Origin of the sequence: Salinibacterium sp. GXW1014, from assembly GCF_044769865.1 — a bacterium.
Taxonomy (GTDB): Bacteria; Actinomycetota; Actinomycetes; order Actinomycetales; family Microbacteriaceae; genus Homoserinimonas.
This window is the reverse complement of the sequence record NZ_JBIZWA010000001.1, coordinates 812,275-838,513: the sequence shown is the minus strand read 5'-3', so window position 1 is coordinate 838,513 and position 26,239 is coordinate 812,275. Positions and strand designations below refer to the sequence as shown.

General features: G+C 68.9%; 24 protein-coding genes and 1 tRNA gene. 12 read left to right on the top strand and 13 right to left on the bottom strand.

Going from position 1 to position 26,239, the window contains the following annotated elements; translation table 11 throughout:
• Positions 1-12 precede the first annotated feature (12 nt).
• The gene (locus ACIQK7_RS04125) at positions 13-318 is read right to left on the bottom strand and encodes a DUF4229 domain-containing protein (protein WP_403021587.1); all 306 of its coding nucleotides are present in this window, start codon (positions 316-318) and stop codon (positions 13-15) included.
• A 92-nt stretch (positions 319-410) separates the two neighbouring features.
• Between ACIQK7_RS04125 and ACIQK7_RS04120 the strand changes: the two genes are divergently transcribed.
• On the top strand, positions 411-791 hold the full coding sequence (locus ACIQK7_RS04120) for a PLDc N-terminal domain-containing protein (RefSeq protein WP_403021584.1): 381 nt from the start codon (positions 411-413) through the stop codon (positions 789-791).
• Positions 788-2,476 (top strand): 2-succinyl-5-enolpyruvyl-6-hydroxy-3-cyclohexene-1-carboxylic-acid synthase, encoded by a 1,689-nt coding sequence (menD, locus tag ACIQK7_RS04115; protein ID WP_403021582.1) that lies wholly within the window; start codon positions 788-790, stop codon positions 2,474-2,476. The genes ACIQK7_RS04120 and menD overlap by 4 nt, the downstream gene beginning before the upstream one ends.
• A 131-nt stretch (positions 2,477-2,607) precedes the next feature.
• Here menD and ACIQK7_RS04110 read toward each other — a convergent pair whose 3' ends face one another.
• Positions 2,608-3,891 (bottom strand): isochorismate synthase MenF, encoded by a 1,284-nt coding sequence (locus ACIQK7_RS04110; protein ID WP_403021579.1) that lies wholly within the window; start codon positions 3,889-3,891, stop codon positions 2,608-2,610.
• A 37-nt stretch (positions 3,892-3,928) separates the two neighbouring features.
• Here ACIQK7_RS04110 and ubiE point away from each other — a divergent pair, with 37 nt between their 5' ends.
• The 3 genes from ubiE (at position 3,929) to ACIQK7_RS04095 (ending at position 7,105) form a co-directional block, all read left to right on the top strand.
• Positions 3,929-4,630, top strand: coding sequence for a bifunctional demethylmenaquinone methyltransferase/2-methoxy-6-polyprenyl-1,4-benzoquinol methylase UbiE (gene ubiE / locus ACIQK7_RS04105; protein WP_403021576.1), 702 nt, complete (start codon positions 3,929-3,931; stop codon positions 4,628-4,630).
• An 80-nt stretch (positions 4,631-4,710) separates the two neighbouring features.
• On the top strand, positions 4,711-5,727 hold the full coding sequence (locus ACIQK7_RS04100; protein ID WP_403023968.1) for a polyprenyl synthetase family protein: 1,017 nt from the start codon (positions 4,711-4,713) through the stop codon (positions 5,725-5,727).
• Positions 5,728-5,746: 19 nt separating this feature from the next.
• Complete coding sequence (locus ACIQK7_RS04095) at positions 5,747-7,105, top strand: FAD-dependent oxidoreductase (protein WP_403021574.1); 1,359 nt, start codon at positions 5,747-5,749, stop codon at positions 7,103-7,105.
• 177 nt (positions 7,106-7,282) lie between these two features.
• Here the strand turns inward: ACIQK7_RS04095 and ACIQK7_RS04090 are convergent, their stop codons facing one another.
• Positions 7,283-7,861 (bottom strand): PadR family transcriptional regulator, encoded by a 579-nt coding sequence (locus ACIQK7_RS04090; RefSeq protein ID WP_403021572.1) that lies wholly within the window; start codon positions 7,859-7,861, stop codon positions 7,283-7,285.
• A 130-nt stretch (positions 7,862-7,991) separates the two neighbouring features.
• Between ACIQK7_RS04090 and ACIQK7_RS04085 the strand changes: the two genes are divergently transcribed.
• Complete coding sequence (locus ACIQK7_RS04085; RefSeq protein WP_403021570.1) at positions 7,992-9,125, top strand: aromatic ring-hydroxylating dioxygenase subunit alpha; 1,134 nt, start codon at positions 7,992-7,994, stop codon at positions 9,123-9,125.
• Between the two features lies 1 nt (position 9,126).
• Positions 9,127-10,107 (top strand): PDR/VanB family oxidoreductase, encoded by a 981-nt coding sequence (locus ACIQK7_RS04080; protein WP_403021567.1) that lies wholly within the window; start codon positions 9,127-9,129, stop codon positions 10,105-10,107.
• A 50-nt stretch (positions 10,108-10,157) separates the two neighbouring features.
• On the opposite strand, the gene ACIQK7_RS04075 is transcribed toward ACIQK7_RS04080, so the two are convergent.
• From ACIQK7_RS04075 to ACIQK7_RS04065, 3 genes are read right to left on the bottom strand one after another with little or no spacing between them, the layout of a single operon-like run.
• A complete protein-coding gene (locus tag ACIQK7_RS04075) occupies positions 10,158-11,399 on the bottom strand; it encodes an acyltransferase family protein (protein WP_403021565.1) in 1,242 nt (413 codons plus the stop codon).
• Positions 11,400-11,412: 13 nt separating this feature from the next.
• Positions 11,413-12,876, bottom strand: a complete 1,464-nt coding sequence (cls, locus tag ACIQK7_RS04070) for a cardiolipin synthase (protein ID WP_403023965.1) — start codon at positions 12,874-12,876, stop codon at positions 11,413-11,415.
• A gap of 5 nt (positions 12,877-12,881) precedes the next feature.
• Positions 12,882-13,370 carry a YajQ family cyclic di-GMP-binding protein gene (locus ACIQK7_RS04065; protein ID WP_147722852.1) on the bottom strand — a complete coding sequence of 163 codons (489 nt, stop codon included), beginning with the start codon at positions 13,368-13,370 and terminating at the stop codon, positions 12,882-12,884.
• Positions 13,371-13,409: 39 nt separating this feature from the next.
• Here ACIQK7_RS04065 and ACIQK7_RS04060 point away from each other — a divergent pair, with 39 nt between their 5' ends.
• Positions 13,410-14,225, top strand: coding sequence for a lytic transglycosylase domain-containing protein (locus ACIQK7_RS04060; protein ID WP_403021562.1), 816 nt, complete (start codon positions 13,410-13,412; stop codon positions 14,223-14,225).
• Here the strand turns inward: ACIQK7_RS04060 and ACIQK7_RS04055 are convergent.
• Positions 14,211-15,236, bottom strand: a complete 1,026-nt coding sequence (locus tag ACIQK7_RS04055; RefSeq protein WP_325209646.1) for a LacI family DNA-binding transcriptional regulator — start codon at positions 15,234-15,236, stop codon at positions 14,211-14,213. The genes ACIQK7_RS04060 and ACIQK7_RS04055 overlap by 15 nt on opposite strands.
• A 269-nt stretch (positions 15,237-15,505) precedes the next feature.
• Positions 15,506-15,811, bottom strand: a complete 306-nt coding sequence (locus tag ACIQK7_RS04050; protein WP_403021560.1) for an endonuclease domain-containing protein — start codon at positions 15,809-15,811, stop codon at positions 15,506-15,508.
• Positions 15,812-16,440: 629 nt separating this feature from the next.
• Here ACIQK7_RS04050 and ACIQK7_RS04045 point away from each other — a divergent pair.
• Positions 16,441-16,522, top strand: a tRNA-Tyr gene (locus ACIQK7_RS04045).
• 162 nt (positions 16,523-16,684) lie between these two features.
• On the opposite strand, the gene ACIQK7_RS04040 is transcribed toward ACIQK7_RS04045, so the two are convergent.
• The 4 genes from ACIQK7_RS04040 to ACIQK7_RS04025 are packed head-to-tail and all read right to left on the bottom strand — an operon-like array spanning position 16,685 to position 21,163.
• The gene (locus ACIQK7_RS04040) at positions 16,685-17,947 is read right to left on the bottom strand and encodes an ABC transporter permease (RefSeq protein WP_403021558.1); all 1,263 of its coding nucleotides are present in this window, start codon (positions 17,945-17,947) and stop codon (positions 16,685-16,687) included.
• Complete coding sequence (locus tag ACIQK7_RS04035; RefSeq protein ID WP_403021555.1) at positions 17,947-18,663, bottom strand: ABC transporter ATP-binding protein; 717 nt, start codon at positions 18,661-18,663, stop codon at positions 17,947-17,949. Before ACIQK7_RS04035 ends, ACIQK7_RS04040 begins: the two co-directional genes overlap by 1 nt.
• Positions 18,660-20,189, bottom strand: a complete 1,530-nt coding sequence (locus tag ACIQK7_RS04030; protein WP_403021552.1) for a hypothetical protein — start codon at positions 20,187-20,189, stop codon at positions 18,660-18,662. Before ACIQK7_RS04030 ends, ACIQK7_RS04035 begins: the two co-directional genes overlap by 4 nt.
• 2 nt (positions 20,190-20,191) lie before the next feature.
• Entirely contained in the window at positions 20,192-21,163 is a 972-nt protein-coding gene (locus ACIQK7_RS04025) for a hypothetical protein (RefSeq protein WP_403021550.1), read from the bottom strand.
• A 147-nt stretch (positions 21,164-21,310) separates the two neighbouring features.
• Here ACIQK7_RS04025 and ACIQK7_RS04020 point away from each other — a divergent pair, with 147 nt between their 5' ends.
• The 3 genes from ACIQK7_RS04020 (at position 21,311) to ACIQK7_RS04010 (ending at position 24,403) form a co-directional block, all read left to right on the top strand.
• Positions 21,311-22,123, top strand: a complete 813-nt coding sequence (locus ACIQK7_RS04020; RefSeq protein ID WP_403021547.1) for an inositol monophosphatase family protein — start codon at positions 21,311-21,313, stop codon at positions 22,121-22,123.
• Between the two features lie 171 nt (positions 22,124-22,294).
• Positions 22,295-23,284 carry a M23 family metallopeptidase gene (locus ACIQK7_RS04015; RefSeq protein WP_403021545.1) on the top strand — a complete coding sequence of 330 codons (990 nt, stop codon included), beginning with the start codon at positions 22,295-22,297 and terminating at the stop codon, positions 23,282-23,284.
• Positions 23,285-23,482: 198 nt separating this feature from the next.
• Entirely contained in the window at positions 23,483-24,403 is a 921-nt protein-coding gene (locus ACIQK7_RS04010; protein WP_403021542.1) for a M23 family metallopeptidase, read from the top strand.
• Between the two features lie 93 nt (positions 24,404-24,496).
• On the opposite strand, the gene ACIQK7_RS04005 is transcribed toward ACIQK7_RS04010, so the two are convergent.
• On the bottom strand, positions 24,497-26,194 hold the full coding sequence (locus ACIQK7_RS04005; protein WP_403021540.1) for a glycoside hydrolase family 13 protein: 1,698 nt from the start codon (positions 26,192-26,194) through the stop codon (positions 24,497-24,499).
• Positions 26,195-26,239: the final 45 nt, after the last annotated feature.

The window sequence follows — 26,239 nt, the reverse complement described above, 5'->3', positions numbered from 1 at the left end:
CGGGAGCTGGGTCTAGCGGGCCTCGGGGCCGGACTCGTCGCGCCTTTCGGCTGCAACCGTGTCCGGCGCATCCGTCACCGCGTCCTCAGCCTCGGCGTCGGGGTGCACCTCGGGCTTCTCGCGCCGCTGCTGCAGGTCGAGGGCCAGCTGGTCGCGGGTGTCGCGGAAGAACAGGTACGCGACCGAGAAGGAGATCACCATCGCGAAGATCGCCGACAACCACCACCAGATGCCGAGCAGCATCAGTGCGGCGAAGACGCCGGCGAAGAGGCCGAGGCGCAGGAGCGTGTAGAGCAACCAACGGTGGGAGGATTTCACGCCACGAGTCTACGCAGGGCGGGCTGGGCATCCGTCGCTTCGGTCGGCTGCTCGCCCAGCGGCCACCAAGTCCGCTGGCGTAGACTCGTGGCATGCGCGCCTTCCTACCCGTCTTCGGGGCAGCACTGTTGCTGGCCTTCTGGGTCTACGCGCTCATCGACTGCATCCGCACCGACGACTTCCGTGCCCGCGGCCTCCCCAAGGGCGCTTGGGTCTTCGTCATCATCATCCTGCCGCTCATCGGTGGGCTGCTCTGGTTCACGATCGGCAAGGAGCGGATGCCGCGTGCCGGCAGTCGCCCCTCGCCCTCGCGTCCGGTCTACCCCGACGACGACCCCGCGTTCCTGCGCAGCGTCGACACCGAGGCGGAGCGCGAGCAGCGCATCCGCGACCTCGAGGCGAAGCTTGCGGAACTCGACGACGAAGACAACACGGGCCTGAAGGGCACGAGCGACGAGCCCAAGGGCGAATGACGCCCGGGAGCCCGGCGACGGAGTTCGCGGTCAGCCTGCTGGCGGAACTCGTTGACCTCGGCGTACGCCACCTCGTCGTGAGTCCCGGCTCGCGCTCGCAGGCGCTGGCGCTTGCCGCCGCTGAGTTCGAACGGGCCGACCGTGCCCGCCTGCACGTGCGCATCGACGAGCGTTCGGCCGGCTTTCTCGCGCTTGGTCTCGCGGCCGAGTCGGGGCATCCGGCCGCCGTCATCACGACCTCGGGCACCGCCGTCGCCAACCTGCACCCCGCGGTGCTTGAGGCACACCACGCGGGCGTGCCCCTCATCGTCATCACTGGCGACCGCCCCGCCGAGCTCCGCGGCATCGGCTCCAACCAGACGACGGAGCAGCACGGCATCTTCGGCCCGGCCGTGCGCTTCACCCGCGACATCGACGCGCCCTCGCACGACAGCGTCGACCCAGCTGGTGCACGTGCGATCGCCCGGGAGGCGTGGTCGGCCGCATCCGGGCATTCGGATGCCCCTGGCCCGGTGCACCTGAACGTCGCCTTCCGCGAGCCCCTCTCGGCGGCGATCGTGGAGTTGCCTGCCGCGGGCGACGCTGCGGGTTTCGATACGCTCGTGCCTCGCTCCTCAACCCACCACCCCCTCCGCATCTCCGCCGCGCCGCACACGGTCGTCATTGCCGGGGACCGCTCCGGCGAGCAGGCCGAAGCAACAGCCCGCGCCCTCGGCGCCCCGCTCCTTGCCGAGGTCTCGAGCGGTGCGCGTTTCGGCCCCAACCTCGTCGCCGCCTACCGCGAGCTCCTGCGCGACGCCGACTTCGGCGGCCGCGTCGAGCGCGCCATCGTCTTCGGCCACCCGAGCCTGAGTCGCGAGGTGCCGCAGCTCATCCAGCGCGCTGACGTGCACACGATCGTCGTGCGCGGCGACTCGCCCGAGGACTACAACCCCGGTCATCGCGTCGCCGAGTTCGTCGATGCGATCGAGGTCGAGGGTGCCCCTGACCCCGACCGCTCCTGGCTGGGACGCTGGGTGCACACGAGCCGCGGCCTGATTGAGGCATCCGATGACGCCCCCGTCGTCGATGCCCCGGATGCCTACGACGGCACCGTCACGGCGGCGTTCCAGCGGCAGACGCTCGCCGCCCTCCGTGCACCCGTCACGCGCCGCGGCCTCGCCGACGCCGTGTGGCGTGCCACCTGGCCGCACGACCGGCTTGTGCTCGGCTCCTCGCGCCTCATCCGCGAGGTCGACAGCGCCGTGCCCGGAAAGAAAATCCGCGTGCACGCCAACCGCGGTCTCGCCGGCATCGACGGCACAATCTCGACCGCGATCGGTGTCGCGATCGCAAGCCAGGACGCGACGGATGCCACGGGCGTCACCCGCGCGCTGGTCGGCGACCTGACGTTCCTGCACGAGCCCGGGGGGCTGCTCCTCGGGCGCGGGGAGGAGCGACCACGAATCCAGGTGATCGTCGGCAACGACGGTGGGGGAACGATCTTCGGCGGGCTTGAGGTCGCCGCGACATCCGACCCCTCCGCGTTCGAGCGCGTCATGACGACCCCGCACGAGGTCGACCTGGGTGCGCTCGTTGGCGCCTACGGCTGGGAGTACGTGCGCGCGGCGACCCGCAGCGAGCTGGATGCCGCGCTCACGGGTTCGCCCGGGCCGGTCGTGATCGAGGTGCCGCTGGCGCGCTGACGGCTGCCCCGCTGGCGGGTGCTTGACGTCGTGGGCGGTGCTCTGCCCTGTGAGTGGCCAAAGTTTCGGCCTAGCCCGGTCGGGAAGCCGAAAGTTTGGCCACTCGCGTCGGAGGTTGGGTCCGATGAGCCTCAGGCGATCGGGTCGAATGCGTCGACGACGGGCTTGAACTTCATGCGGGTCTCGAGGAGTTCCCGCTCGGGGTCGGAGTCGGCCACGATGCCGGCGCCCGCCCATGCGGTCACTGTGCCGTCTGGGTCCACTCGCGCGCTCCGCAGGGCGATCGCCCACTCGCCGTCGCCGTCGGCGCCGACCCAGCCGACCGGGCCCGCGTAGGGTCCGCGGTCGAAGGGCTCGAGCTCGTCGATCAACGTCATGGCGTCGGGCGTCGGCGTGCCCGCGACGGCCGCGGTCGGGTGCAGCGCCTGAATGAGGTCGAGCGAGGTCGATCCGTCGTCGAGTACGCCCTCCACGTCGCTCGCGAGGTGCCACACGTTCGGCAGTCGCAGGGTGAAGGGAACCTCGCTCGCGACCACCCCGCGACTGTGCGGACGCAGCGATGCCAGCACGCTCTGCACCGCGAACTCGTGCTCGTCCTGGTCCTTGGGGGAGGTCGCGAGGGTGGTCGCGGCCTCATCGTCGCTCGTGGCATCCGTGCCCCTCGCGGCGCTGCCCGCCAGCACCCGCGCCGTGGCGACACCGTCGTGCACGCTCACGAGGGTCTCGGGGCTGGAGCCGATGAAGCCGTCGATCGCGAAGGTCCAACAGTCGGGATAGCCCTCCGCCAGGGCGGCGATCGTGGGGCGGATGTCGGTGCCCGCCTCGAGGCGCGCCGTCAGGTCGCGGGCGAGCACGACCTTGCTGAGCCGCCCATCGCGGATCGCCCCGATGCCGTCCCGAACGATGCCGAGGTACCGCTCCGACGAGAGCACCCCATCGACAAACGACGCATGGGGGGCGGATGTCGCGGCCTCAACCCGCGGCAGCATCGCGGCCGTCAGCGGCTCATCGGGCGCAGGGCCAACCGTGATGCGGGTCAGCCAGAAGCGCTCCTCGGCGCGACCCACCACGAAGGCCGGAACCACCAGCCGGCTCGCATGCACCGAACCCGCGGAGAAGGAGAAGCTGCCGAACGCGACAAGACCCGTGCCGGGCAACGCCAGCGGGTCGGTGATCGTGGCGGCGTCGGCGACCGCGCGCCAGGTGGCCGCGGCATCCGTCATCCGCGTCGCGCCGGAGAACTCGAACCGGGCCGCGACACCGTGTCCGGCGATTCCGAAACCGCGGCGACGCCACAGGAGCGGCTGCTGCCGGTCGAGCAGCGAAACGAGGGGGCCGGGGTTGTCGATGGCGACCGTCTCGACGGTCAGTGAATCAACACCGTGCGCGGGCGCCGGCAGCACGGGATCGATCACCCGGCAAGCCTATCCCCGCCACGAGTAGACTTGGCGGGTGGCAACCGCTGACCTCAACAAGCAACCCGACCAGGTGTCGGCGATGTTCGACGAGGTCGCGGCCGGATACGACCGCACCAACGGCGTGCTCTCGATGGGCAACTCGGCGCTCTGGCGCCACGCCGTCGTCAAGGCCATCGCCCCGCAGCCGGGGGAGCGCATCCTCGACATTGCGGCGGGAACGGGCACGAGCTCCGAGGTGATCTCCCGCAGCGGAGCCCACGTCGTGGCCGCCGACTTCTCGCACGGCATGCTCGAGGTGGGCCGCCGCAAGCATCCGCAGATCGACTTCGTGCAGGCCGACGCCATGGACCTGCCCTTCGGCGGCGCCGAGTTCGACGCCGTCACAATCTCCTTCGGGCTGCGCAACATCGAAGACCCCAAGCGGGCGCTCCGCGAGATGTGCCGCGTGCTCAAACCGGGCGGGCGCCTCGTCGTGTGCGAGTTCTCGACCCCGCCGCTCGCACTCGTGCGCACGGGCTACAACGCCTACATGAAATACCTGATGCCCCTCGTGGTGGGCGCCTCGAGCACCAACCCGGAGGCATACACCTACCTGGCGGCATCCATCGCGGACTGGCCAGACCAGGCCACGCTCGCATCCTGGATCCGCGACGCCGGCTTCACCGGGGTCGAGCACCGCAACCTCACGGCCGGAGTGGTGGCACTGCACCGCGCCCGCGTGCCCGCGGCGAACTGAGCTATGCCCGCACGTCGGGCCACAATGATGAGGATGATGTAGTGGACGGCAAGCTGACACGCGTGCGCCGCCGTGCAAGCATGGTGGCGTCGCTCGGCCTCACCGAGGCGATCTTCGCGACCGCCGAGGAACGCCGCGTCGTCGACCAGGTCGAGAAGGGCCTCGAGGCGGTCGAGGCGCGCCTGCTCACCGAGGTCGCCTTCGCCGACGAACTGGCGGATGTCACGAGCCGCTACCTGCTCGAAGCGGGCGGCAAGCGCGTGCGCCCGACCCTCACGCTGCTCACCTCGCAGTTGGGCGGCGGCGTCGACGATCGCGTGCTCACGGCCGCGACGGCACTCGAGATCACGCACCTCGCCTCGCTCTACCACGACGATGTCATGGACGAGGCGCACATGCGTCGCGGCGTCCCCAGCGCGCAGACAGTGTGGGGCAACTCGGTCGCGATCCTCTCCGGTGACCTGCTGTTCGCCCGGGCGAGCAAGCTCATCGCGAGCCTTGGTGAAGATGCCATCCGCCTGCAGGCCGACACCTTTGAGCGGCTCTGCCTCGGCCAGCTGCACGAGACGATCGGCCCTCGCGAGGGCGAGGACCCCATCGAGCACTACATTCAGGTGCTCGCAGACAAGACCGGCTCGTTGATCGCCGCAGCGGCGCGCATCGGCATCAGCTTCTCCGAGGCATCCGCCGCCTTCGAAGCCCAGGTCGAGGAGTTCGGCGAGAAGATCGGCGTCGCCTTCCAGCTCGTCGACGACGTCATCGACCTCTCCGCCGAGTTCGAGGAGACCGGCAAGGTCGCCGGCACCGACCTGCGCGCGGGCGTCGTGACGCTGCCGCTGCTCTACCTGCAGCGCGATGCCGAGACCGACCTGGATGCCGCGGACCTGCTCGCCCGCATCGAAGCCGGCCGCGAGGCGGAGACCCCGCTGGATGCCGAGATCGCGCAACTCCGCGAGCACTCAGCCACGGCCCGCACGATAGAAGAGGCCCACCGCTGGGCCCGCGAGGCGCAGGACGCCATCGCACCCCTCCCGGAGGGCCCCGTCAAGAAGGCCCTCACCCGCTTCGCGGACTCCATCGTCGAGCGCAGCAGCTGACCTTCCCCGAAAGGACCCCATGACAAAGCTGAGGCTTGCCATCGTCGGCGCCGGACCTGCCGGCATCTACGCCGCCGACATCATCCTCAAGGCTGAGAAGCAGTTCGATGTCTCCATCGACCTCTTCGACCACCTCCCCGCCCCCTACGGGCTCGTGCGCTACGGCGTCGCCCCCGACCACCCGCGCATCAAGGGCATCATCAACGCCCTTCGCGAGGTGCTCGACCGCGGCGACATCCGCCTCTTCGGCAACGTGCACTACGGCACCGACATCACCCTCGACGACCTCAAGCAGCACTACAACGCCGTCATCTTCGCGACGGGTGCGGTGCGGGATGCCTCGCTCGACATCCCCGGCATCGACCTGCCCCGCAGCTACGGCGCCGCCGAGTTCGTCAACTGGTACGACGGGCACCCCGACTTCCCGCGCGAGTGGCCGCTCGACACGTCATCCGTCGCAGTGATCGGCAACGGCAACGTTGCGCTCGACGTCGCCCGCATGCTCGCCAAGCACGCCGACGACCTGCTCACGACCGAGATCCCCGCCAACGTCTACTCCGGTTTGAAGGCGTCGGCCGTGACCGACGTGCACGTCTTCGGCCGCCGCGGACCCGCCCAGGTCAAGTTCACCCCCCTCGAGCTGCGTGAACTCGGCGAGCTCAACGACGTCGACATGGTGCTCTACGACGAGGACTTCGAGGTGACGGATGCCGCATCCGAGGCGGCCATCGCGACCAACAAGCAGGTCATGGTCATCAACCGCGTGCTGAACTCCTGGCGCACGCGCGAGACCGGGCAGGCATCCCGCCGCCTGCACCTGCACTTCTGGTCGAAGCCGCTCGAGATCGTCGGCTCTGCGGAGTCGGGCGTGCAGTCGCTGCGCTACGAGCGCACCGAGCCGGACGGCGAGGGGGGCGTGCGCGGCACGGGCGAGATCCGCGAGGTGCCCGTGCAGGCGGTCTACCGTGCGGTCGGCTACTTCGGCTCGCCCCTCGACGGCATCCCCTTCGACGAGCACCGCGGTGTCATCCCCAACCGTGAGGGGCAGGTCATCGACGACAACGACCAGGTCGTCCCCGGTGTCTTCGCGACCGGCTGGATCAAGCGTGGCCCCGTCGGGCTCATCGGGCACACCAAGAGCGACGCCATGGAGACGATCAGCCACGTCATCAACGGCCAGGCTGATTGGTGGAGCCCGTCGCATCCGTCGCCGGAGTCTGTCGTCGAGCTGCTCGAATCGCGCGGCGTCGAGTACACCGACCTCTCGGGGTGGCACAACCTCGACGAGGCTGAGAAGGCCCTTGGCGCGCCCGAGGGTCGCGAGCGCATCAAGCTCGTGGACCGCGACGACATGCTCCGGGCGGCCCGCGGGGCGTAGGGCGCCCGGCGGCAGGTTGGCAGGACCGACCCTGCCGAGTTGCCCATTGTCGCCTGCGAGTTGCCCACTTTGGGCCTTCGGGCGCGGCATGAAGACCCAAAGTGGGCAACTCGCGTTCTGGATTGCCGCGAGGCGCCCCGAAGTGGGCAACTCGAGGGGTCTGCGGCTGTGGAGTTGCTACTCGAGCTCGTCGAGCAAGGCGAGCCCGTGGCGGGCCCACGCGATCTCGGCCTCCGCGCGCGCGATCATGCCCTCGTAGGTGTAGCGCTTGAACGCGATCGTGCGCTCGTGCTGCGATGACGGCACGGTCGCCAGCCGCCGGTTGAGCATGTCGCTGCCGCCCGTCTCGATCTCGCGGATCTTCTCGCGCCACTGCTCGAGCCGCCCCGTGTAGTGGGCGATATGGGCGCGCAATTGGAGAGCAGCGGCATCCGGGGTCGCCCATTCGAAGTAGGCGGCCTTGAGGTGCACGGGGTCGCGGTCGCGCGGGTAGTCGAGTGGGGTATCCATCCATTCGCGGAAGGCGGTGCGCCCTGCCTCGGTGATTGCGTAGCGGCGTTTGGTGCCGCGCTGGCCCCACGTGACATCCGTGCCCTCGAGCAGTCCGTCTTTCTCCATGGCGCGCAGGGCAGGGTAGATCTGCGAGTCGGGCGCGTGCCAGACGTGGCCGACGGATGCCTCGAAGTGCTTGAGCAGGTCGTAGCCGGTCATCGGTTCCACGGTGAGCAGCGCGAGGATCGCATTGCGCAGGCTCATGAGTTCCCCCGGATGGTTGCGGACAGCGGATGCCGCGGGCTAGCCTATCCGCACGACAACTATCTATCTACATAGATAGTCTGACTCGATGCAAGCATCCCCGATCAACGCCGATCGCGAAGGAAGAGACATGACCGACACCATGCCCGCCCGGCAGACCTCGACGACACACAAGGTCATGCCGCATCCGCTCAATGCCTGGTACGTCGCCGCTTGGGACCACGAGGTCACACGCAAGCCCATGGCCCGCCGCATCGCCGACCGCCCGCTCGCGCTCTACCGCACCGAGGACGGCCGTGCCGTCGCGCTCGCCGACGCCTGTTGGCACCGCCTCGCGCCGCTCTCGATGGGCAAGGTGGTTGGTCGCGACGGCATCCAGTGCCCCTATCACGGCATCGTCTACGACTCCCTCGGCCGCTGCGTGAGCATGCCCGCGCAGGAGACGATCAACCCGAGCGCGACCGTGCCGTCGTTCCCGGTCGTGGAGCGCTACCGCTACGTGTGGGTGTGGGTGGGCGACCCGGCGCTTGCCGACCCCGCGCTCGTGCCCGACATGCACCAGATGGACAGCCCCGAGTGGGCGGGCGACGGCCTCACGATCCACGCCAAGTGCAACTTCCAGCTCGTGCTCGACAACCTCATGGACCTCACGCACGAGGAGTTCGTGCACTCCTCGACCATCGGCCAGGAGGAGCTGAGCGAGTCCGACTTCGTGACGACGCACGATGACCGCACGGTCACGGTCGAGCGGTGGATGCTGAACATCGACCCGCCGCCTTTCTGGCTCAAGAACATGCGCGACAAGTTCCCGGGCTTCTCGGGCAAGGTCGACCGCTGGCAGATCATCCACTTCGAGGCGCCGTCGACCATCAACATTGACGTGGGCGTCGCGATGGCCGGCACTGGTGCGCCCGAGGGTGACCGCAGCCAAGGCGTCAATGGTTACGTCATGAACACGATCACGCCCGAGACCGACCGCACGAGCCACTACTTCTGGGCGTTCATGCGCAACTACCGCCTCGACAGCCAGCTCATCACCACCCAGCTGCGCCAGGGCGTGCACGGCGTCTTCGGCGAAGACGAAGTCATGCTCGAAGCCCAGCAGGCCGCCATCGACGCCAACCCCGACTACGAGTTCTACAACCTCAACATCGACGCGGGCGGCATGTGGGCGCGCCGCATCATCGAACGGATGCTCGAGGCCGAGGGTCGCTCGGCACGCATGGCGCCTGCCGCCCCAACGTTCCGTCGCACGGGCGCCTGACGTGGTCGCGAGCAACATCGAGGTCTGGCAGCGCGCCACGGTCGTCTCGGTCGAGGACATTGCCACGGGCATCCGTCGCATCGTCCTTGCGCCAGAGAAACCGGCGAAGGCCGACCCGGGCACGCACCTCGACCTCATGGTCACGATCGACGGCAGGCCGGAGAAGCGGTCGTACTCGATCGTGGATGCCTCGGCCACGGGCGACCGCGTCGCGCTGAGTGTGTTCCGCACGCCGACGTCGCGCGGTGGGTCCATCTGGATGCACCAGCTCGCGCCCGGCGACGTGCTGGAGGTGACGCAGCCGCTGCAGAACTTCCCGCTGCGCTACGGGGCGCCGCGGTACCTGCTGCTCGCGGGCGGCGTCGGCATCACGGCGATCGCGGCGATGGCGCGGGCCCTCGCCAAGGTCAACGCCGATTTCACCCTGGTGTACGCGGGCCGCTCTCGCTCAGCGATGGCCTACCTGCGCGAGCTCGATGAGGAACTGGGCGACCGCATCCGAATCCACGTCGACGACGAGGGCACGACCATGTCGGTCGCGGCGCTCGTCGAGTCGATCAGCGCCGACACCGAGGTGTACATGTGCGGGCCGATCCGGCTCATGGATGCCGTGCGTCGTTCCTGGGGCGACCGCGGCCTGCCGCCGCAACAGTTGCGCTACGAGACCTTCGGCGCGAGCGGCTGGTTCGATCCCGAAGAGTTCACGGTGCGCATCCCGAAGCTGGGCGTCGAGGCGGTCGTGCCGAAGGGCCGCTCGATGCTCGAGGCGCTCGAGGATGCCGGCGTTGACATGATGTTCGACTGCCGCCGCGGCGAGTGCGGGCTGTGCGAGGTGCGGGTGCAGTCGCTCACGGGCAACATCGACCACCGCGACGTCTTCTACAGCGACCGCCAGAAGGAGGACCGCGCCAAGATGTGCTGCTGCGTCTCCCGCGTGGTCTCGGCGGGCGCGCCGGCGGTCGTCACGATCGAGACGTCGTAGCCACTTTCAGAATTCAGGAAGCAAGAGCACCTTCCTGAATTCTGAAGGGGTCACGCGCGGAAGGCGTCTGGCAGCATCCGCCGCGCCGCCTTGCGCGCGGGCTCCTCGATGAAGCGCCACAGCACCCACGCGAAGACCCACGACGCCACGATGACGAAGCCCGTGATGCCGATGAGGCCGAGCCCGGTGGCGGCGGTCGCCTGCGTGATGAAGAGGCCGGCACCGATGACGAGCGGATGTGACAGGTACAGCGCATACGACACGCGCCCGCCCAGCACGAAAGGTCGGGTGGCGAGCAGCCGCGCGAGGGGGTCCCGGCCGTACACGGCGAGTGCACCGATGAGGACGACGAAGAGCGGCAGCACCACGATGGTCTCGGTCGAGGCGATCTGGTCGACGCCGTTGTGGAACTGTTCCTGCGTGGTGCGGGCCCAGCGACGCGGGTCGAATGCGGTGACGAGGTACACGAGCACGATGATGGCGGCGACCGTGAGGGTGGGGAGGGGCAGGCGTGAGGGGGTGCCCCGTCGCATCCGGTCTCGCAGGAAGACGGCGAGGATCGCACCGATCCAGAACTCGGTGAGCACGCGGATGGCGACGACGCCACCCATGATCTCCCAGCTCTCGGGCGAGAAGAGGAGGATCGTGTCGTCCTGCATGCTGCAGCCGACGATGATCATCGGCAGCGTCAAGAGCGCCATCGTGATGAGCATGCCGCGCGGCGAGACGACGCGGGCGAAGCGGCCGAGCAGCAGCACGCCGCCGAGGCCAAAGGTGAGGTAGGCGAGCCACTCGGCGCTGATGGACCAGTCGAGGCCGTTCCAGTCGAGCTCGTGCGGGTACCAGGCGTGCACGAGCAGGAGGTGCTCGACGAGGCGGGGCACGTCGATCTCGGCGGCGTAGGCCGGGTTGCCGGTCACCCAGAACATGACGACGAAGTACGACCCGAAGAGCATGAGCACGAAGGCGGTGAGGGGCCACACGCGGCCGAGCCGCAGCCAGAGGAAGCCGAGCGTCGCGCGCCATCCGCGCCGCTCCGTCATGGTGTCGAGGTGCGTGACCGTGAGGATGAACCCGCTCAGGATGAAGAACAGGTCGACGCCGAGGTAGCCCACGTTCATGAGGGGGGCGAGCACGTTCATGAAGGGGAACGCGTCGAGCAGTTCGGTGCGGTAGTGCCGCAGGAACACCCAGAACGCGGCGAGCGCGCGGATGCCTGTGAGCGGGGCGATGAAGCTGCGTTCGGGTGTCGTCGCCGAGGTTGTGGCGGGGCTGTCTGCGGCGGCGGTCACGGAGGGAGTCTAGTTACTGCACGGTCGCCGTGAGGCGGGCGAGGTTGTCGAGCACGACGGAGCGGGTGGGGCGCGCGAGCCACTCGTCGAGGGTGAGTTCCCGGCTGTTGGCCCGGTACTGGTCTTCGATCGTGCGGAGCTGTCGCACGAAGCTCTGCCCGTGCACCATGACCGAGATCTCGAGGTTGAGGGTGAAGGAGCGCATGTCCATGTTGCTGGATCCGATCACCGCCACGTTGTCGTCGATCGTGAAGTGCTTCGCGTGCAGAACGGTCGGCTCGGCGTAGAGCCAGATGCGCACGCCCGCACGCAGGAGGGCCTCGTAGTAGCTGCGTTGCGCGTGGTAGACGACCTTCTGGTCGGCGACCTCCGAGACGAAGAGCTCGACCTCGATGCCGCTCTGGGCGGCGGTCGTCACGGCGTAGAGCATCGACTCGTCGGGCACGAAGTAGGGGCTCGTGATGACGATGCGTTCCTCGGCGGCGTAGATGAGGTCGTTGAAGAGGCGGAGGTTGTTCTCGCCGCGGAAGGCCGGGCCGCTCGGCACGACCTGGCACTCGATGAGTTCGCGGCCCTCCTCCTCCGTGGCCTCCCCGAGCTCACGCAGGAGCAGCTCATCGGTCTCGGCATACCAGTCGCTGAGGAAGAGCGCGTTGATCCCCGCGACGATCGGCCCGTCGAACTCGACCATGAGGTCTTTCCAGTGCAGGCCGTTCCGGATGTTGCCGCGCTTGTTGTACGAGGAGTCGATCATGTTCTGCGACCCGGTGAAGGCGAGGTCGCCGTCGATGACGAGCAGCTTGCGATGGTTGCGAAGGTCAAGCCGTTGGTACTTGCCCTTGAATGGCTGCACCGGGAGCATCAGGTGCCATTCGATGCCCGCGGCATCCAGCCGTCTCTTGGTCGCTCGATATCCCGGGTAGCGCAGGGAGGCGATGTGGTCGAGCAGAAGGCGCACCGTGACGCCTCGCTTGGCCGCTGCCTCGAGCGCGTCGAAGAAGGGCGCCGTTGTCTCGTCGAGGTTGACGATGTAGAACTCGGCGTGCACGAACTTCTTCGCCCGGCCCACAGCATCCGTCATCGCCCGGATGCTCTCCTCATAGTCGGAGTGCAGGGCCGCTGTGTTGCCGCGCACGAGCGGCATGGCGCCCAGCGCGCGGTTCAGGGCGACCGAGTTGGCGAGCCATGAGGGCCAGTCCGGGTTCACTTCGGCTTCTTCAAGGCCCTCGGTGGCGTCCAGGATGATCTGGTTGACCTGATCCTGCTTCTTGCGCCGTTTGCGTGGCAACTTGTTGCTGCCGAGGAGAAGGAACAGCAGGAACCCGACGTAGGGGATGAGGAAGATCGCGAGCAGCCAGGCGGTCGCCGTCTGCGGCTTGCGGTTGATGGGGACGACGATGAGAGCGCCGATGCGGATGGCGATGTCGATGATCGCCAGCACCACGATGATGAGGGTGCTGAGCCACCCGGCGCTCAGCACGGTCAGCGCAGGTTCACGAACTGCAGGTCGACGTCGAGGTCGGCACCCTTCAGCAGCGACATGGTGGCCTGGAGATCGTCGCGGCTCTTGGAGCTGACCCGCAACTCGTCGCCCTGGATCTGGCTCTTGACGCCCTTGGGCGCCTCGTCGCGGATGAGCTTGTTGATCTTCTTCGCGTCGTCCTGCGCGATGCCCTGCTTGAGGTTCGCCTCGATGCGGTACTCCTTGCCTGACGCGTAGGGCTCACCGGCGTCGAGCGACTTGAGGCTGATGCCGCGCTTGATGAGCTTGGCCTCGAGCACCTCTAGCACAGCCTTCACTCGCTCCTCGGAGCTCGCCTTCATCAGGAACTTCTCGCCGCTCCAGTCAACGGATGCGCCGACGTTCTTGAAGTCGTAGCGCTGCGAGATCTCCTTCTGCGCCTGGTGGAGGGCGTTGTCGGCCTCCATCTTGTCGACCTTGCTGACGATGTCAAACGATGAATCTGCCATGCAGGCAATGCTAGCCGTGGCCGCCGTACAGTCGGGGCTATGGCACACGACTCCTCGCGGCCCCGGCGCTGGCCCGATTGGGTGCTCATCGGCGGGATCGCGGCTGGGGTCGCGGCGCTCGCTGTCGTGCTGATCCTGGCGGTCGTGCGTCCCGGAACCTCAGGGTCCGACAGTGAGCCCGCCGAGCAGGGTCCGCCCTACGCCGCGCCGGCGTCGCTGCCCCCGCGCTCGCCGACCCCGGGCCCGGGTGCTGCCCAGGGGGCGGATGCCGCATGGTTGGCCGAGGCGGCGGATGCGACGGGCATCCCCGAGCGTGCCCTCGCCGCCTACGCGGGCGCCTCCCTCTTCAAGGCCGTCGACCGGCCCGAGTGTGGCCTCGGCTGGAACACGCTCGCGGCGATCGGCCTCGTCGAGAGCGACCACGGGCGGCACGGCGGCTCGCGCGTCACCGCCGACGGAACGGTCGAGCCGCCCATCTTCGGCATTGCGCTCGATGGCACCTCTTCGGCGCACATCCCCGACAGCGACGACGGTGAGATCGACGGGGATCCCGACTACGACCGCGCCGTTGGCCCCATGCAGCTCGTGCCGCAGACGTGGGCCGGCTGGCACATCGATGGCAACGGCGACGGCGTAGAAGACCCGCACAACATCGATGACGCCGTGCTCGCGGCATCCAACTATCTCTGCCGGGCGAGCCCCGACATGGTCGACGAGGAGGGGTGGCGCGCCGGCATCCTCGCCTACAACAACTCGCTCGACTACGTGCGGTCGGTCGCGGATGCCGCCAACCGCTACGCGACCATCGTCGACAGCGTCATGGCCCCGAGGGCCTCGCCGTCAGCCGCGCCCTGAACTGGGCCGGGCGGTGCTCGAGCGCACCATGAGCTCGAAGGGCAGCGCCGTGTTGAGCGCGCCCTGCGTGCGGGTCTCCGGATGCAACTGGTCCAGCAGCAGCTCGGCCGCCATCCGCCCCTGCAGCTGCGGGAACTGCGCCACGGTCGTCAGGCCGAAGAACTCGCTCAATTCGTGGTCGTCGATGCCCACGACCGAGACGTCGTCGGGCACGTGGAGGCCCATGTCGCGGGCGGCCAGGATCGCCCCGATCGCCATCTCGTCGGATGCCGCGAAGATCGCGGTGGGTCGCTCGCGTGGCGAACCCAGCAGCTGCTTTGCTGCCGCGTATCCGCCCTCGATCGTGAAGTCCGCCGCCCGGAACAGGCTCGGGTTCACGGGGATGCCCCGCGACTCGAGGGCACCCTCGTAGCCGATGCGGCGGTTCGTCGGCAGGTGGAAGTCGCGCTCGAAGTCATCGTTGCCCCCGATATGGGCGATCGACGTGTGGCCCAGCTGCAGCAGGTGCTCCGTGGCCAACTGGGCGACCTCGACATCGTCGATGCTGAGCGTGTGCACCCCGGGGAGCGGGCCGCCGACCCCGACCACGGGTTTGTGCATGCTCAACAGCCCCTGAAGCTCGCCGCCTGTCAGTTCGAGGGAGATCGCGATCACGGCATCCACCCGCTTGTTCAGCAGGAAGTGCTCGAAGACGCTGCGCCGCTCGTCGCCGCCGCCCGCCAGGTTGTAGAGGGTCAGGTCGTAGCCGTGGTTGCGGAGCGTGCTCTCCGCCCCTTCCAGCACGGATGCATAGAACCAGCGGGTGAGGAACGGCACGACCACGCCAATGTTGCGGGTGCGCCCCGTCGCGAGGCTCGACGCATTCGAGCTGACGACGTAGCCGAGCTCCGCGGCCGCGGCGAGCACGGCATCCCGGGTCTTTTGCGAGACGTTGGGCTTGCCGCTCAGGGCACGCGAAACTGTCGCGGTGCTCACCCCCGCGAGCTCTGCAACGGCTTGAATCCCCGGCACTGAGACCTCCCTGCCTCGACGCGATCATACTTCGGGTCTCGTGCGCGCGTCCCACACTGCTGTTGCTCGCACGCTGTCGTGCTGTCGCCGTTTCTCTCGCTTCGCAGCATCCGTCCCGGCGCTCCCTCTGCGGCGAGTGGCAACGCTGTCGGGCGACGTGCCGCACGCATCCGGCAACACGCCGCCGCGCGCGCCGGAAACGTTGCTGTTAACCGCACACCGAAGCGGCGGCGGTCACGCCGGGAGAGTGGCGAGCCAGCCGAGTTCCTTCACCAGGGGCGACGTCGGCCCAGGTGGGCGCCTTCGGCCATGACGCTGAGGGTGGTTGCCAGCACTGTTTTCCAGTCGAACATCACCTGGCGGTACGTGAAGTCGAGCACGACGAACCCCAGCCGCGTGAGGGTGGCGACCCGCTCGCGGTCATCCTCGTAGGCCTCGGCGCTTCCGTGGTGCAAGAAGCTGCCCACCTCAACCACGAGTCGGTCGCCGATGAGGAGGTCGACACGGATGCCGCGGGCCACGCGCACCTGCGGAACCGCGACGATCCCCGCCCGCCCGTACCGCACGCGAGCCACAGATTCGCTGCCGGCTTCCGCACGCGCATCGACAAGGTTCGAGCCGCACGCACTGCGCAAGGCACCGTGTCGGGGACACCACCCAGCGCTCCGCCTCGTCGTGACGGTGGCGATCCCTGATGAGCCGCACGGGGCCGGGTGTTGTGAGCGGCTGCCCTGTTACGGGGTGGAGGAGTCCGCGCGCTTCCGGCCGAACGCTGACGTCGAGTGTGTGCCGAGACGGCGGCTGCCACAGGTGATGGAGCGGAGCGGCTGAGGCGGCTGCGAGGGCCCCGCCGACCCGTGCCGCCCGCACAAGCAGGGGTGGCGCATCCGGAGTCGCATAGATTCCGTGGCGAACTCGGATCACCTCCGTGCCGACGGCGCGCTGCACCGCATCGTCACTGAGGCCCAGCGAGCGCAGCTCCCCGAGCCTCGCGACGCCGCCAAGATGGGTGATCGCGTGGGTGACGGACGGCACGGATGCAGCGTGCCCGGTCGTGCGCGTAGGGTGCCGCGCATCCGTGCATCCCGTGGCCAAGGTGGCGTGCCCCGTGCTGGGGAGGAGCGTGGTTCGCACCAAGCCTCGGCGCACTGTATTCTCTTCTGAGCGCCTTCGATCAGGTGAATACACGTGGTCGGAGGAGCGGGGCAAGTTACCCAAGCGGCCAAAGGGATCTGACTGTAAATCAGACGGCTCAGCCTTCGGGGGTTCGAATCCCTCACTTGCCACGCAACGAGACGAAGGGCCCCGACGTTTGCCGGGGCCCTTCGTCATTGCCGGCCGTCGCCTGCGGTTTCTGATGCGCTTCTTGCCGCGACACGCGCTCCAGGCCGCCGACACCCCGGCAGCGATTCAAGAAGTGCAGCAGAAACCGCGCGGCCCGCAGCCGCTCAACTCCCGCGCAGCGCCGTCACGGGCTCGATGCGGCCGGCCCGCCACGCCGGGTACCAGCCCGAGGCCCAGCCGACGCCGGCCCCGAGCACGGTGCCGGCGAGCGCCACCCAGGGGCTCGTGACGGGCGTCCAGCCCTGCACGACGGCGACGAGCACGACGGTGACGACGCCGACGGCGGCCCCGATGAGCCCGCCGATGAGGCCGATGACGATCGACTCGACCATGAACTGCCGGCCCACCTGGCGCTGTGTCGCCCCGAGGGACCGGCGCAGCCCGATCTCGCCGACGCGCTCCAAAACCGAGAGCAGCGTCACGTTGGCGATTCCGAGCCCGCCAGCGAGCAGAGCGATGACCCCCAATAGTAGGAACACGACGTTGACGTCGGCCTGCACGCTGAGGCTGAGGTCGGATGCCGCGGCGGGCGCGCTCGCCCGGAGGGTGTCGGGTTCATCCGGCTGCAGTGCGAGCACGGCCTGCTCAGCGACCTGGGGTCCCGCGCCGACCGCGATGCGGATCGCGAGTTCGGTCGGCGCTCCGAGCCCGAAGTCCGCGCGGGCCGCCCCCATGGGGATGATGACGGCGTCCTGCAGGTCGCTTCGACGCTCCATGCCGTCGACGATGCCGATGACGGCGTAGGCGACCCCGCCGACGAAGATCGAGGGCTGCGCGTCGATGCGGTTGATGCCGAGGCGTTCCGCCGCTCGGGGGCCCAGCACGGCGACCCGGTCGCCGCGCGTGTCATGCCCGGCGTCGAAGAGTCGGCCCGTCGCGAGTGAGCCCTCGTCTGCCGCGAGGAGTGATCCGGATGCCGCGAAGAGGTGAGGGGAGGCCGCCACCGGTGCGGAGGGGTCGTTCACGGGCACCGAGGTGATGACCGCGCCATCCGGCAGCCGCACCTCGCCGAGGAGCGCCGCGTCTTCGACACCGGCGAGCCGCTGCACGCGCGGTGCCGAGTCCCACGGCAGGCGTCCCGCCGCGACGCTCGCGTTCTGCGCCCCCGTCTCGGCCGTGACGGGTGTCACGACGACCTGCGTCGACGCGACGGCGTCGAACTGGCGCTCGATCTGCCCCGCCGCGGTCTGCGCGAGTCCGAGGGTCGCGACGAGCGAGCCGATGCCGAAGACGGTGCCGAGGATGGTCATGATGAGCCGCCCCGGTCGTGTGCCGATGTCGGCGGTCGCCTCCGCGACGAGGTCCTGGAAGGTGAAGCGGTCGGGGCTGAGGGCGCCGCGCGACCGCGCGAGGCGAGGCAGCCGCATCACAGCTCCGTCAATCGACCGTCGGAGATGCGGATGCTGCGGCGGGCCCGCTCCGCGACGGCCGCGTCGTGCGTGATGACGATGAGCGTGAGCCCGTCGGCGTTGAGCTCCTCGAAGAGTGACATGACGTCGCCCGAGGTGCGCTGGTCGAGGTTGCCGGTGGGCTCGTCGGCGAGGAGCAGCTGCGGTGCACTCACGACGGCGCGGGCCACCGCGACACGTTGCCGTTCACCGCCCGAGAGCAGCCCGGGCATGTAGTCCATGCGGTGGCCGAGGCCGACGCGTTCGAGTGCGGCTCGTGCCCGTGGCATCCGCTCGTCCCGTGGCACGCCGCTGTAGAGCATCGGCAGCAGCACGTTCTCGAGCACGGTGCGTCGCGGCAGGAGGTGGAACGACTGGAACACGAAGCCGATGAAGCGCGCCCGCAGTGCCGCGCGCTCGTTGTCGGTGAGCGAGCCGGTGCGCGCGCCCGCGAGTTCGTACTCGCCCACGCTCGGCCGGTCGAGCAGGCCCAGGATGTTGAGCATGGTCGACTTGCCAGACCCGCTCGGCCCCACGATCGAGATGTAGTCGCCGGGCGCGGCCGAGAGTGAGACGCCCTTGAGCGCCTGCACCTCGGGCGGTCCGGGGAAGGAGCGCGTCACATCCCGCAGTGCCAGAACGGATGCCACGGGCGTGAGCCCCGGCGAAGCAGACGCCAGCGCGACCGCGCTCATCGCCCGACCACCACGAGCGCGCCTTCCTCGATCTCACCGTCGAGGGGGCGAATCTCGACGGCACCACGCGCGGCCAGCCCTGTCTCGACGAGCACCATGCGGGTCTTCGCGTCCTCGCCGTCGCGCGGGTCGGATTCGACGATCTCGACGCGTTCCTCGCCGCCCGGGCCGGCCGTGAGCGCGGCGAGCGGCACGGAGAGCACGTCGCCCTCCGTGGCCCCGACGGGCACCCGCACGCGCACGTTCTTGCCCTTGATCTGCTCGACCTGTTCCGGCGTGAGTTCGGCCGGGTCGAGGAGGACGGTGCGACGGGATGCCTCACCCTTCGCTTCCTCGATCGCGGCGATCGTCGCGCCCACGACCGTGCCGTCGGGGAGTTCGAATGACGCTTCGCCTCCGACGCTCAGGAGTCGGGCATCCGCCTCGGCCGCTGCGCCCGTGAGTCGCACTGATGCGCCCGAGACGGTCATGACCGGACCCTGGACGGCGGCGCCCCGCGCGACGTTGACGGAGTCGACGCGGCGCGGCAGTTCGGTGAGGTAGGCGACCTCGCTGGCCGGCAGGTGGGGGAGCACCCCGAGTTGCGCCTCCGAGAGGGCATCCGTCGCCGCCTGCACCTGCGCGCGAGCGGATGCGAGTTCGGCCTGCTCAGCGCTCGTGTCCCTTGCGGCGAACAGCTGTTCGCGTTGGAGCTGGGCGGTCTTGAGCGCCCACTCGGCGCCCTGCACGTCCCCGCCGCTTGCGCGGGCGGCCTCGACTGCCCGCTCGGCATCCGCCACCGCGACGTCGGCCTGCCAGACGTCGAGCGTGCTTGGGCCGGCTCCCGCCGCGGCGAGGCCCTGCTGCGCCGCCGCGACGGCGCCCTGCGCGCTCCGGAGCGCTTCCTCGGCACTGCGGAGCATCTCGGTCGCGCCCTCCGCGGGTGCCGGCGCGGGGTAGCCGACCTGGGCGTAGAGCTGCCTGACGCCCTCGGCGGTCGTGCGGTCGAACATGGGGGAGGTGGCATCCCCGACGCCGATGCCGAGCGCGGTCAGCGCCTGCTTCAACTGCAGCACGTCGGGTCCGGAGACGCCGACCCGCAGCGTGCGGTAGGCGGGCAGCTCGCCCGGGAGCACGATGATCGGTCGGCCAGCGACCTCGAGGGCGACCGAGAGGGTCGCGAGCTCGGCACCCTGCTCGGGCACCTGGCCAGTGACGATGGCCGCGCCGTCGAGCGAGGCGGTGTCGACCGTCACGTGCACCGCGTCCGCGTAACCGACGTCGGCCCGCAGGGTCACGTCGTTGCTGAGGGGGCCGAACTCGACTGGCACCGTCACGAGACCCCGTTCGGGCGCCTCGCCGGCTTCGGCGGGTGCAATGAAGCGCCCGATCAGCAGGCCCGCGACGAGGGCGAGCACGGCGCTCGCCGCAACAACCCACAGCACGCGGTTGCCACGCAGCACGCGCCCCCATCCCGCGACGCGAGCCGCGTCGGACGACGGATGCCCGTCCCCCGCGACCTCGATCAGCTCCGTGCGCTCCTCCATGCCTACCTGCCCTGCTCGAGTGCGGCCTTGAAGGCCTCGAGTTCGGCCTTGTTGGCGTCGACGAACCGTGCCTCGAGGTCGAACTGGATCTTCAACGCCTTCTCCATGTACGAAGTCTCCTCACGGCAGTCGTGGTCGACGAGCGCGAGCTCGATCTCACGTTCGCCGAGCGCCTTCATCTCGGGGCTGTCGCTCGGGTCGCTGAGGCCCTCCGGGTCGGTCTCGGCGGATGCTTCGTAGATGCGATTGATCTCGTCGTAGATCGAGTTCGCCGCCGACATCTGTGTGTCAAAACCGGGCTCGCCGGCCTCCTGCATGCAGTTCGACCACTCGCGCTCGAGTGCGGCGAGTTCGGGTGAGCGCTCGAGTTCCGCGTAGAGCCCCTGCAGCTTGTCGCGCAGCCCGGCGAACTGCTCGGCCTCCCAAGGGTCTTCGCCCGACATCTCGTGCTGGGCATACCCCTGGCATCCGGCATCCTCCCAGCGGTATTCGTCGACGTCGTCTTCGACCGCGCCGTAGAGCGCCTCGTAGTAGGCGGTCGATTCTGATTCGGAGAGGGAGTCGATGTAGAGCTGGTTCTTGTTGACCTCCTCCGGCTCCTCGGCTTCGGCGTCGCTCGACCACGGGTTCGTCACGACGCCGTAGCCGTACACCTCGGCGTACTCACGTGACATGGGGTCGATCTCGTCCTCGTCGGAGGCGGCGGGCTCGAAGCTCGCGAGTTCGGGCGTGTACTCGAAGCCCTCATCCGCCATGCAGCTCGCGATGAGTTCTTCGCGCTTCTTCTCCCGTTCCTCCATGCGCTTCTGGTCTTCTGCCGAGCCTTCTCCGCTGTAGCCCGCTGCGAAGTACTGGTTGAGCGGCGAGTCTTCGATGGAGAGTTCACCGCCGCCCGCGCCGCCCGTCGAACAGCCCGTCAGGATGCAGGCCAGGGTGACGGCTGCGGCGGCCGTGATGGTGGGAAGTCTTCTCATTCGGGGGCTCCTCAGGGGGTACGTGCCGGTCTGGCGTGCCCAAGCCTTCCAGCGCCATCCGGCGTGCGAGTCGGCCCGGAGGATGACATGGAGGGTGCCTGCGATGTATCTCAGGCGCGACGGGAGTGAGCGTGAAAGAGTGGCCCCATGACTGATGCCGCACAGCTCTTGTCGTTCGCCTCCGACCTTGCGCGCGAGGCGGGAGTGCTTGCTCGTAGGCGCCGGGTGGAGGGCGTGAGCGTGGCCGCGAGCAAGTCGACGGCGGTCGACATCGTCACGCACGCCGACCGGGAGGTCGAGGCGCTCATCAGGGACCGTCTCAAGGCGGAGCGGCCCGAGGACGGCTTCTTCGGCGAGGAGAGCGGCGCGGAGGTCGGCTCGAGCGGGCTCACCTGGGTCGTCGATCCGATCGACGGCACAGTCAACTATCTCTATGGCATCCCGCAGTACGCCGTGAGCATCGCGGTCGTGGAGGGCGAGCCCGATCCGTTGACGTGGAGGGCGGTTGCCGGTGTCGTGTTCAACCCCGAGTCGGGGGAGCTGTTCGCGGCCACGGCCGGTGGCGGTGCGACACTCGACGGTCGTCCGATCCAAGCGACGACGGATGTCCCACCCGAGCGTGCCCTCGTCGGCACGGGTTTCGGCTACCGCCCCGAGGTGCGGGTCGCGCAGGCGAAGGCACTCGTCGGGCTGCTGTCGCAGGTGCGCGACATCCGGCGAATCGGGGCAGCCTCGCTCGACCTGTGTGCCGTTGCGTGCGGCCGCCTCGACGCCTACTTCGAGACCGGTCTGCAGCCGTGGGACCACGCCGCGGGAGCGCTCATCGCACGTGAGGCGGGGGCCCGCGTGACGGGCTGGGAGGGAACGTCCCCTTCTGCCACCTTCACCCTGGCGGCGGATGCTCCGCTCGCCGAGTTCCTTGAGAGGACCCTGTTAATCTCGGCCTCCGACTGGGAATAAAAGGGGCCCCGGGGTAGCCTCGTTGGGTTGCCTTTCGAGGTAACCACCCGTATGTCTTTGTGAGAAACGTCATCGGACCAGCCGTACCCGAACCCGAGCTGGTCAATTGTGTAGGAGTTGTGCCATGTCCCGAACGTCGAGCCGCGCTGTAGAAACGCCGGAATCCGCGTAGTGGCAGCGAGCAACGAGGGCGCCCTCCAGGGTGCGTCCATGCCGGGGGCCCAGGGGGAATTTACGTCGCGCCGCGAGCGCCGTGCTGCCGAGCAGGCACAGCAGAGCCGCGCGACGCGTCACGGCTCCCGCCGGGTTGAGCGCGCGACATCCGATGCTTCCGATATCGCGATGCGGCCCAGCACGAGCCGCAAGCTCGTCAAGCGTTCCGTTGCCAAGCGCCCGGCCTCGCAGCCTCGAGCGAAGCGCAGCAAGCGCACCATGATCGGTCAGCTTGCCAGCATCAGTGCGATGGCAGGCGTGTTCGCCCTCCTTGTGTCGACCTCGGTGCCCGCTACCGCCTTCTACACGGCTGACGACCTTGCCGCTGCCGCAAGTGCTGCAGACAAATCGCAGTCCCCTGCCGCGATGGCGGCAGTGCCGGCACAGGACGTCATGGTGAACGTCGAGGCGGCGGTTGCCGCGGCGGAAACCGACACAGTCACGCGTGACAGCTACGAGGCCAAGTCCTTCCAGCAGCAGATCGCGGCCCTCCGTGGCAACCCGAATTTCTCGTACAGCAACAACCCGAATGGTTCGATCCAGTGGCCCTTCGTTGGTTCGGTGCCGATCAGCTCCGGTTTCGGGCCCCGCAACGTCTGCTCCTACTGCTCGAGCTACCACCTCGGCATTGACTTCACGCCCGGCTCGGGCGTTCCCATCCAGGCGATGGCCGATGGCGTCGTCAGCGCGGTCAACCTTCACAGTGGCGGCCTCGGCAACCACGTGATCATCGACCACGTCATCAACGGCCAGCGCGTGACCACCGTGTACGCGCACATGCAGTGGGGCTCCATCCAGGTCGCCACCGGCCAGCAGGTCACGGTCGGCACGGTGGTCGGCGCGGTCGGCAACACGGGCACCTCGACGGGTGCGCACCTGCACTTCGAGGTGCACCTCGACGGCACCCCGGTCGACCCCTACGTCTGGCTCAAGGCCAACGCCAACTGACCTTCGACACGCCGGCTGGCGCGCATTGCATGAACGCGCGCTGAACCGCTGGTAACGAAACACCCCCAGAAGGGGGTTCCGCTTGATATCCGGCGTGCGTTAGGGTTTATGAATCCGTTACAAAACGCCCGAGCTACCCGGGGCGTTCAGTACAGCAGTGAGAAATCCCGATGCACTGCGCGTAGGAGAACACCTTTCATGACCCGAACCGAAGACGGCCGCGTGCCGTCGAGTCGTCGCGAGGCGCGTGAGCAGGAGCGTCGCTCGCAGCGCAGGTCGGTGGCCCCCGCGATTCGGGCGGCGCGCGAGCCCGTCGCGACGGTCGCGCCTGTCGTCGCCACAAAGGGCCGCGTGGGTCTCCGTCCGAAGGGCCGGGATGCGTCGGCTGGCCCGTCTCGTGGTCGCAAGGTCATGCACACCCTCATGAGCATGGGCGCGATGTTCGGTGTCGCCGCCATGCTCGTCTCCACGTCGATCTCCGGCACGAGCCTTGCGCCCCAGGCCGAGGCGTCGTCGCTCAGCTCGAGTGAGGTTGCCGAAAACGACGTGCAGTCGCTCGGCGTTGTCGCGTCGGCGGCGGATGCTGCGGCCACCGACCTCGTCCGCGACAGCTACACGGCCAAGGCCTACGTGCCGCCCGTGCGCTTCGTTGCGCAGCGGCCGGCGACCTCCGCGAACTTCAGCTACACGAACAACCCGGCTGGAAGCATCCAGTGGCCCTTCGTGCACCCGGCACCCATCTCCTACGGTTTCGGCCCCCGGGCGGCGTGCTCCTACTGCTCGACCTACCACCTCGGCGTTGACTTCACGCCGGGCGCAGGCGTGCCCATTCAGGCAATCACCGAGGGTGTCGTCAGCGCGGTCAAGCTCGACGGCGGCGGCCTCGGCAACCACGTGATCATCGATCATGTGGTCAATGGTCAGCGCATCCAGAGCATCTACGCCCACATGGCGTGGGGTTCGATCCAGGTTGCTGCGGGACAGCCAGTCTCGGTGGGCACCGTCATCGGCGCCGTCGGCAGCACGGGCGCCTCGACGGGTGCGCACCTCCACCTCGAGATCCACGCCGACGGCACGCCGATCGACCCCTTCGCCTGGCTCAAGGCCAACGCGAACTAACCGCGCGAGTTGTGTCGCGTGTGAGATCCGACTTGTACAGCTTCAGCGCGCAGCTGAACATGCACTAGTCGAATCTCACGCAGCTGGCACCTGTCAGCTTGCGAGCCAGACCGTCGTGTCTCCCGGCAGGGTGTCGCCGTCGAGGTCGGCGGATGCGAGCAGCACGTCTGCGCCTTCCGGCAGCGGCACGGGCGTTGCCCCCGTGTTCGCCATGACCGTCAGGCCCTCGGTGCGGAAGACGAGCACCTCCGGCTCATCGTGCTGCAGCCACGTGAATGAGCCGAGCCCCACGTTGTGCTCCTTGCGCAGCGCGAGTGCGCGGCGGTAGAACTCGAGCGTGGATCCCTCGACGCCGCGCTGCTCGGCTCGCGCGAAGGCGCCCCAGCCGGACGGCTGCGGGAGCCAGCTCTCGCCGGTCGTGTTGAACCCCGCGGCGGGGGCGTCTGCCTCCCAGGGGATGGGCACGCGGCATCCGTCTCGTCCGTAGCGCTCACCGTTGGTGCGGTGCCAGGTCGGGTCTTGGCGGGCCTCATCGGGCAGGTCGATGACCTCGGGCAGGCCGAGCTCCTCGCCCTGGTAGATGTAGGCGCTGCCGGGGAGCGCGAGCATGAGCGCCGTGGCGGCGCGGGCCCGGCGCAGGCCGATGACGGGGTCGGGCAGGCCCTTCGACCTGGGGCCGAGGCCGTCGCCCTGAGGGTTGTCGGCCGTGACGGCGAGGCGGCTCGCGTGGCGCACAACGTCGTGGTTGCTGAGCACCCACGTGCTGGGCGCCCCCACGCTGTGGAACGCTTCGTAGGAGTCGTCGATGACGGTGCGGAGGGCGGATGCATCCCACTTCGTCTCGAGGTAGCCGAAGTTGAAGGCCTGGTGCATCTCGTCGGAGCGCACCCACTTGGCCAGCTTGTGCAGCGGGTCGACCCAGGCTTCCGCGCACAGCACGCGCTCGCCCTCATAGGTGTTGAGCAGGTCACGCCACTCGCGGTAGATCTCGTGCACGCCCTCCTGCGCCCAGTAGGGCGAGAGCGCCGCCTCTTCCGCCTCGTCTTCGAGGCCGCCACCCATGCTGTTGCTCTCGGCGGGCGGGGTCCAGTCGGGCAGGCCCTCTTGCTTCACGAGGCCGTGGGCGACATCCACGCGGAAGCCGTCGACGCCGCGGTCGAGCCAGAAGCGCAGGATGTCGAGGAACTGCTCGTGCACCCAGCGGTTGTTCCAGTCGAAGTCGGGCTGGCTGGAGTCGAAGAGGTGGAGATACCACTGGCCGGGGGTGCCGTCGGCCTCCTCGATGCGGCTCCAGGCCGGGCCGCCGAAGACCGACTCCCAGTTGTTGGGCGGCAGCTCGCCGTTCGCGCCCTTGCCTTCTCGGAAGATGTAGCGCGCCCGCTCCTCGGAGCCGGGTCCTGCGGCGAGTGCCTCCTGGAACCAGCGGTGCTGGTCGGAGGAGTGGTTGGGCACGAGGTCGACGATGACGCGGATGCCTCGCGAGTGCGCCTCTTCGAGCATCCGGTCGAAGTCGTCCAGGGTGCCGAAGATGGGGTCGACGTCGCAGTAGTCGGCGACGTCGTAGCCCGCGTCATTCTGGGGCGAGGTGAAGAAGGGGGAGAGCCAGATGGCGTCGATGCCGAGTTCGGCGAGGGAGTCGATGTGGCTGGTGATGCCCGGCAGGTCGCCGATGCCGTCGCCCGAGGCATCCGCGAAGGAGCGGGGGTAGATCTGGTAAATGACTGCGCTGCGCCACCACTCGCTGCCGGGTGTTCCGTGCGTGCCAGTGGTGGTGGTGATCTCGGTGGCCATGGCGACACCCTAACCGAGGAGGCTCAATGTCGTAAGCGCTTGCGC

What these genes read in the sequence shown, in the direction of transcription:
- ACIQK7_RS04005 (WP_403021540.1), bottom strand. Translation starts at nt 26,194, where the DNA reads ATGGCCACCGAGATCACCACCACCACTGGCACGCACGGAACACCCGGC.
- ACIQK7_RS04025 (WP_403021550.1), bottom strand. Translation starts at nt 21,163, where the DNA reads ATGAGAAGACTTCCCACCATCACGGCCGCCGCAGCCGTCACCCTGGCC.
- ACIQK7_RS04010 (WP_403021542.1), top strand. Translation starts at nt 23,483, where the DNA reads ATGACCCGAACCGAAGACGGCCGCGTGCCGTCGAGTCGTCGCGAGGCG.
- ACIQK7_RS04085 (WP_403021570.1), top strand. Translation starts at nt 7,992, where the DNA reads ATGACCGACACCATGCCCGCCCGGCAGACCTCGACGACACACAAGGTC.
- ACIQK7_RS04065 (WP_147722852.1), bottom strand. Translation starts at nt 13,370, where the DNA reads ATGGCAGATTCATCGTTTGACATCGTCAGCAAGGTCGACAAGATGGAG.
- ACIQK7_RS04060 (WP_403021562.1), top strand. Translation starts at nt 13,410, where the DNA reads ATGGCACACGACTCCTCGCGGCCCCGGCGCTGGCCCGATTGGGTGCTC.
- ACIQK7_RS04100 (WP_403023968.1), top strand. Translation starts at nt 4,711, where the DNA reads ATGGTGGCGTCGCTCGGCCTCACCGAGGCGATCTTCGCGACCGCCGAG.
- ACIQK7_RS04040 (WP_403021558.1), bottom strand. Translation starts at nt 17,947, where the DNA reads ATGCGGCTGCCTCGCCTCGCGCGGTCGCGCGGCGCCCTCAGCCCCGAC.
- ACIQK7_RS04035 (WP_403021555.1), bottom strand. Translation starts at nt 18,663, where the DNA reads ATGAGCGCGGTCGCGCTGGCGTCTGCTTCGCCGGGGCTCACGCCCGTG.
- ACIQK7_RS04090 (WP_403021572.1), bottom strand. Translation starts at nt 7,861, where the DNA reads ATGAGCCTGCGCAATGCGATCCTCGCGCTGCTCACCGTGGAACCGATG.
- ACIQK7_RS04030 (WP_403021552.1), bottom strand. Translation starts at nt 20,189, where the DNA reads ATGGAGGAGCGCACGGAGCTGATCGAGGTCGCGGGGGACGGGCATCCG.
- ACIQK7_RS04095 (WP_403021574.1), top strand. Translation starts at nt 5,747, where the DNA reads ATGACAAAGCTGAGGCTTGCCATCGTCGGCGCCGGACCTGCCGGCATC.
- ACIQK7_RS04020 (WP_403021547.1), top strand. Translation starts at nt 21,311, where the DNA reads ATGACTGATGCCGCACAGCTCTTGTCGTTCGCCTCCGACCTTGCGCGC.
- ACIQK7_RS04120 (WP_403021584.1), top strand. Translation starts at nt 411, where the DNA reads ATGCGCGCCTTCCTACCCGTCTTCGGGGCAGCACTGTTGCTGGCCTTC.
- menD (WP_403021582.1), top strand. Translation starts at nt 788, where the DNA reads ATGACGCCCGGGAGCCCGGCGACGGAGTTCGCGGTCAGCCTGCTGGCG.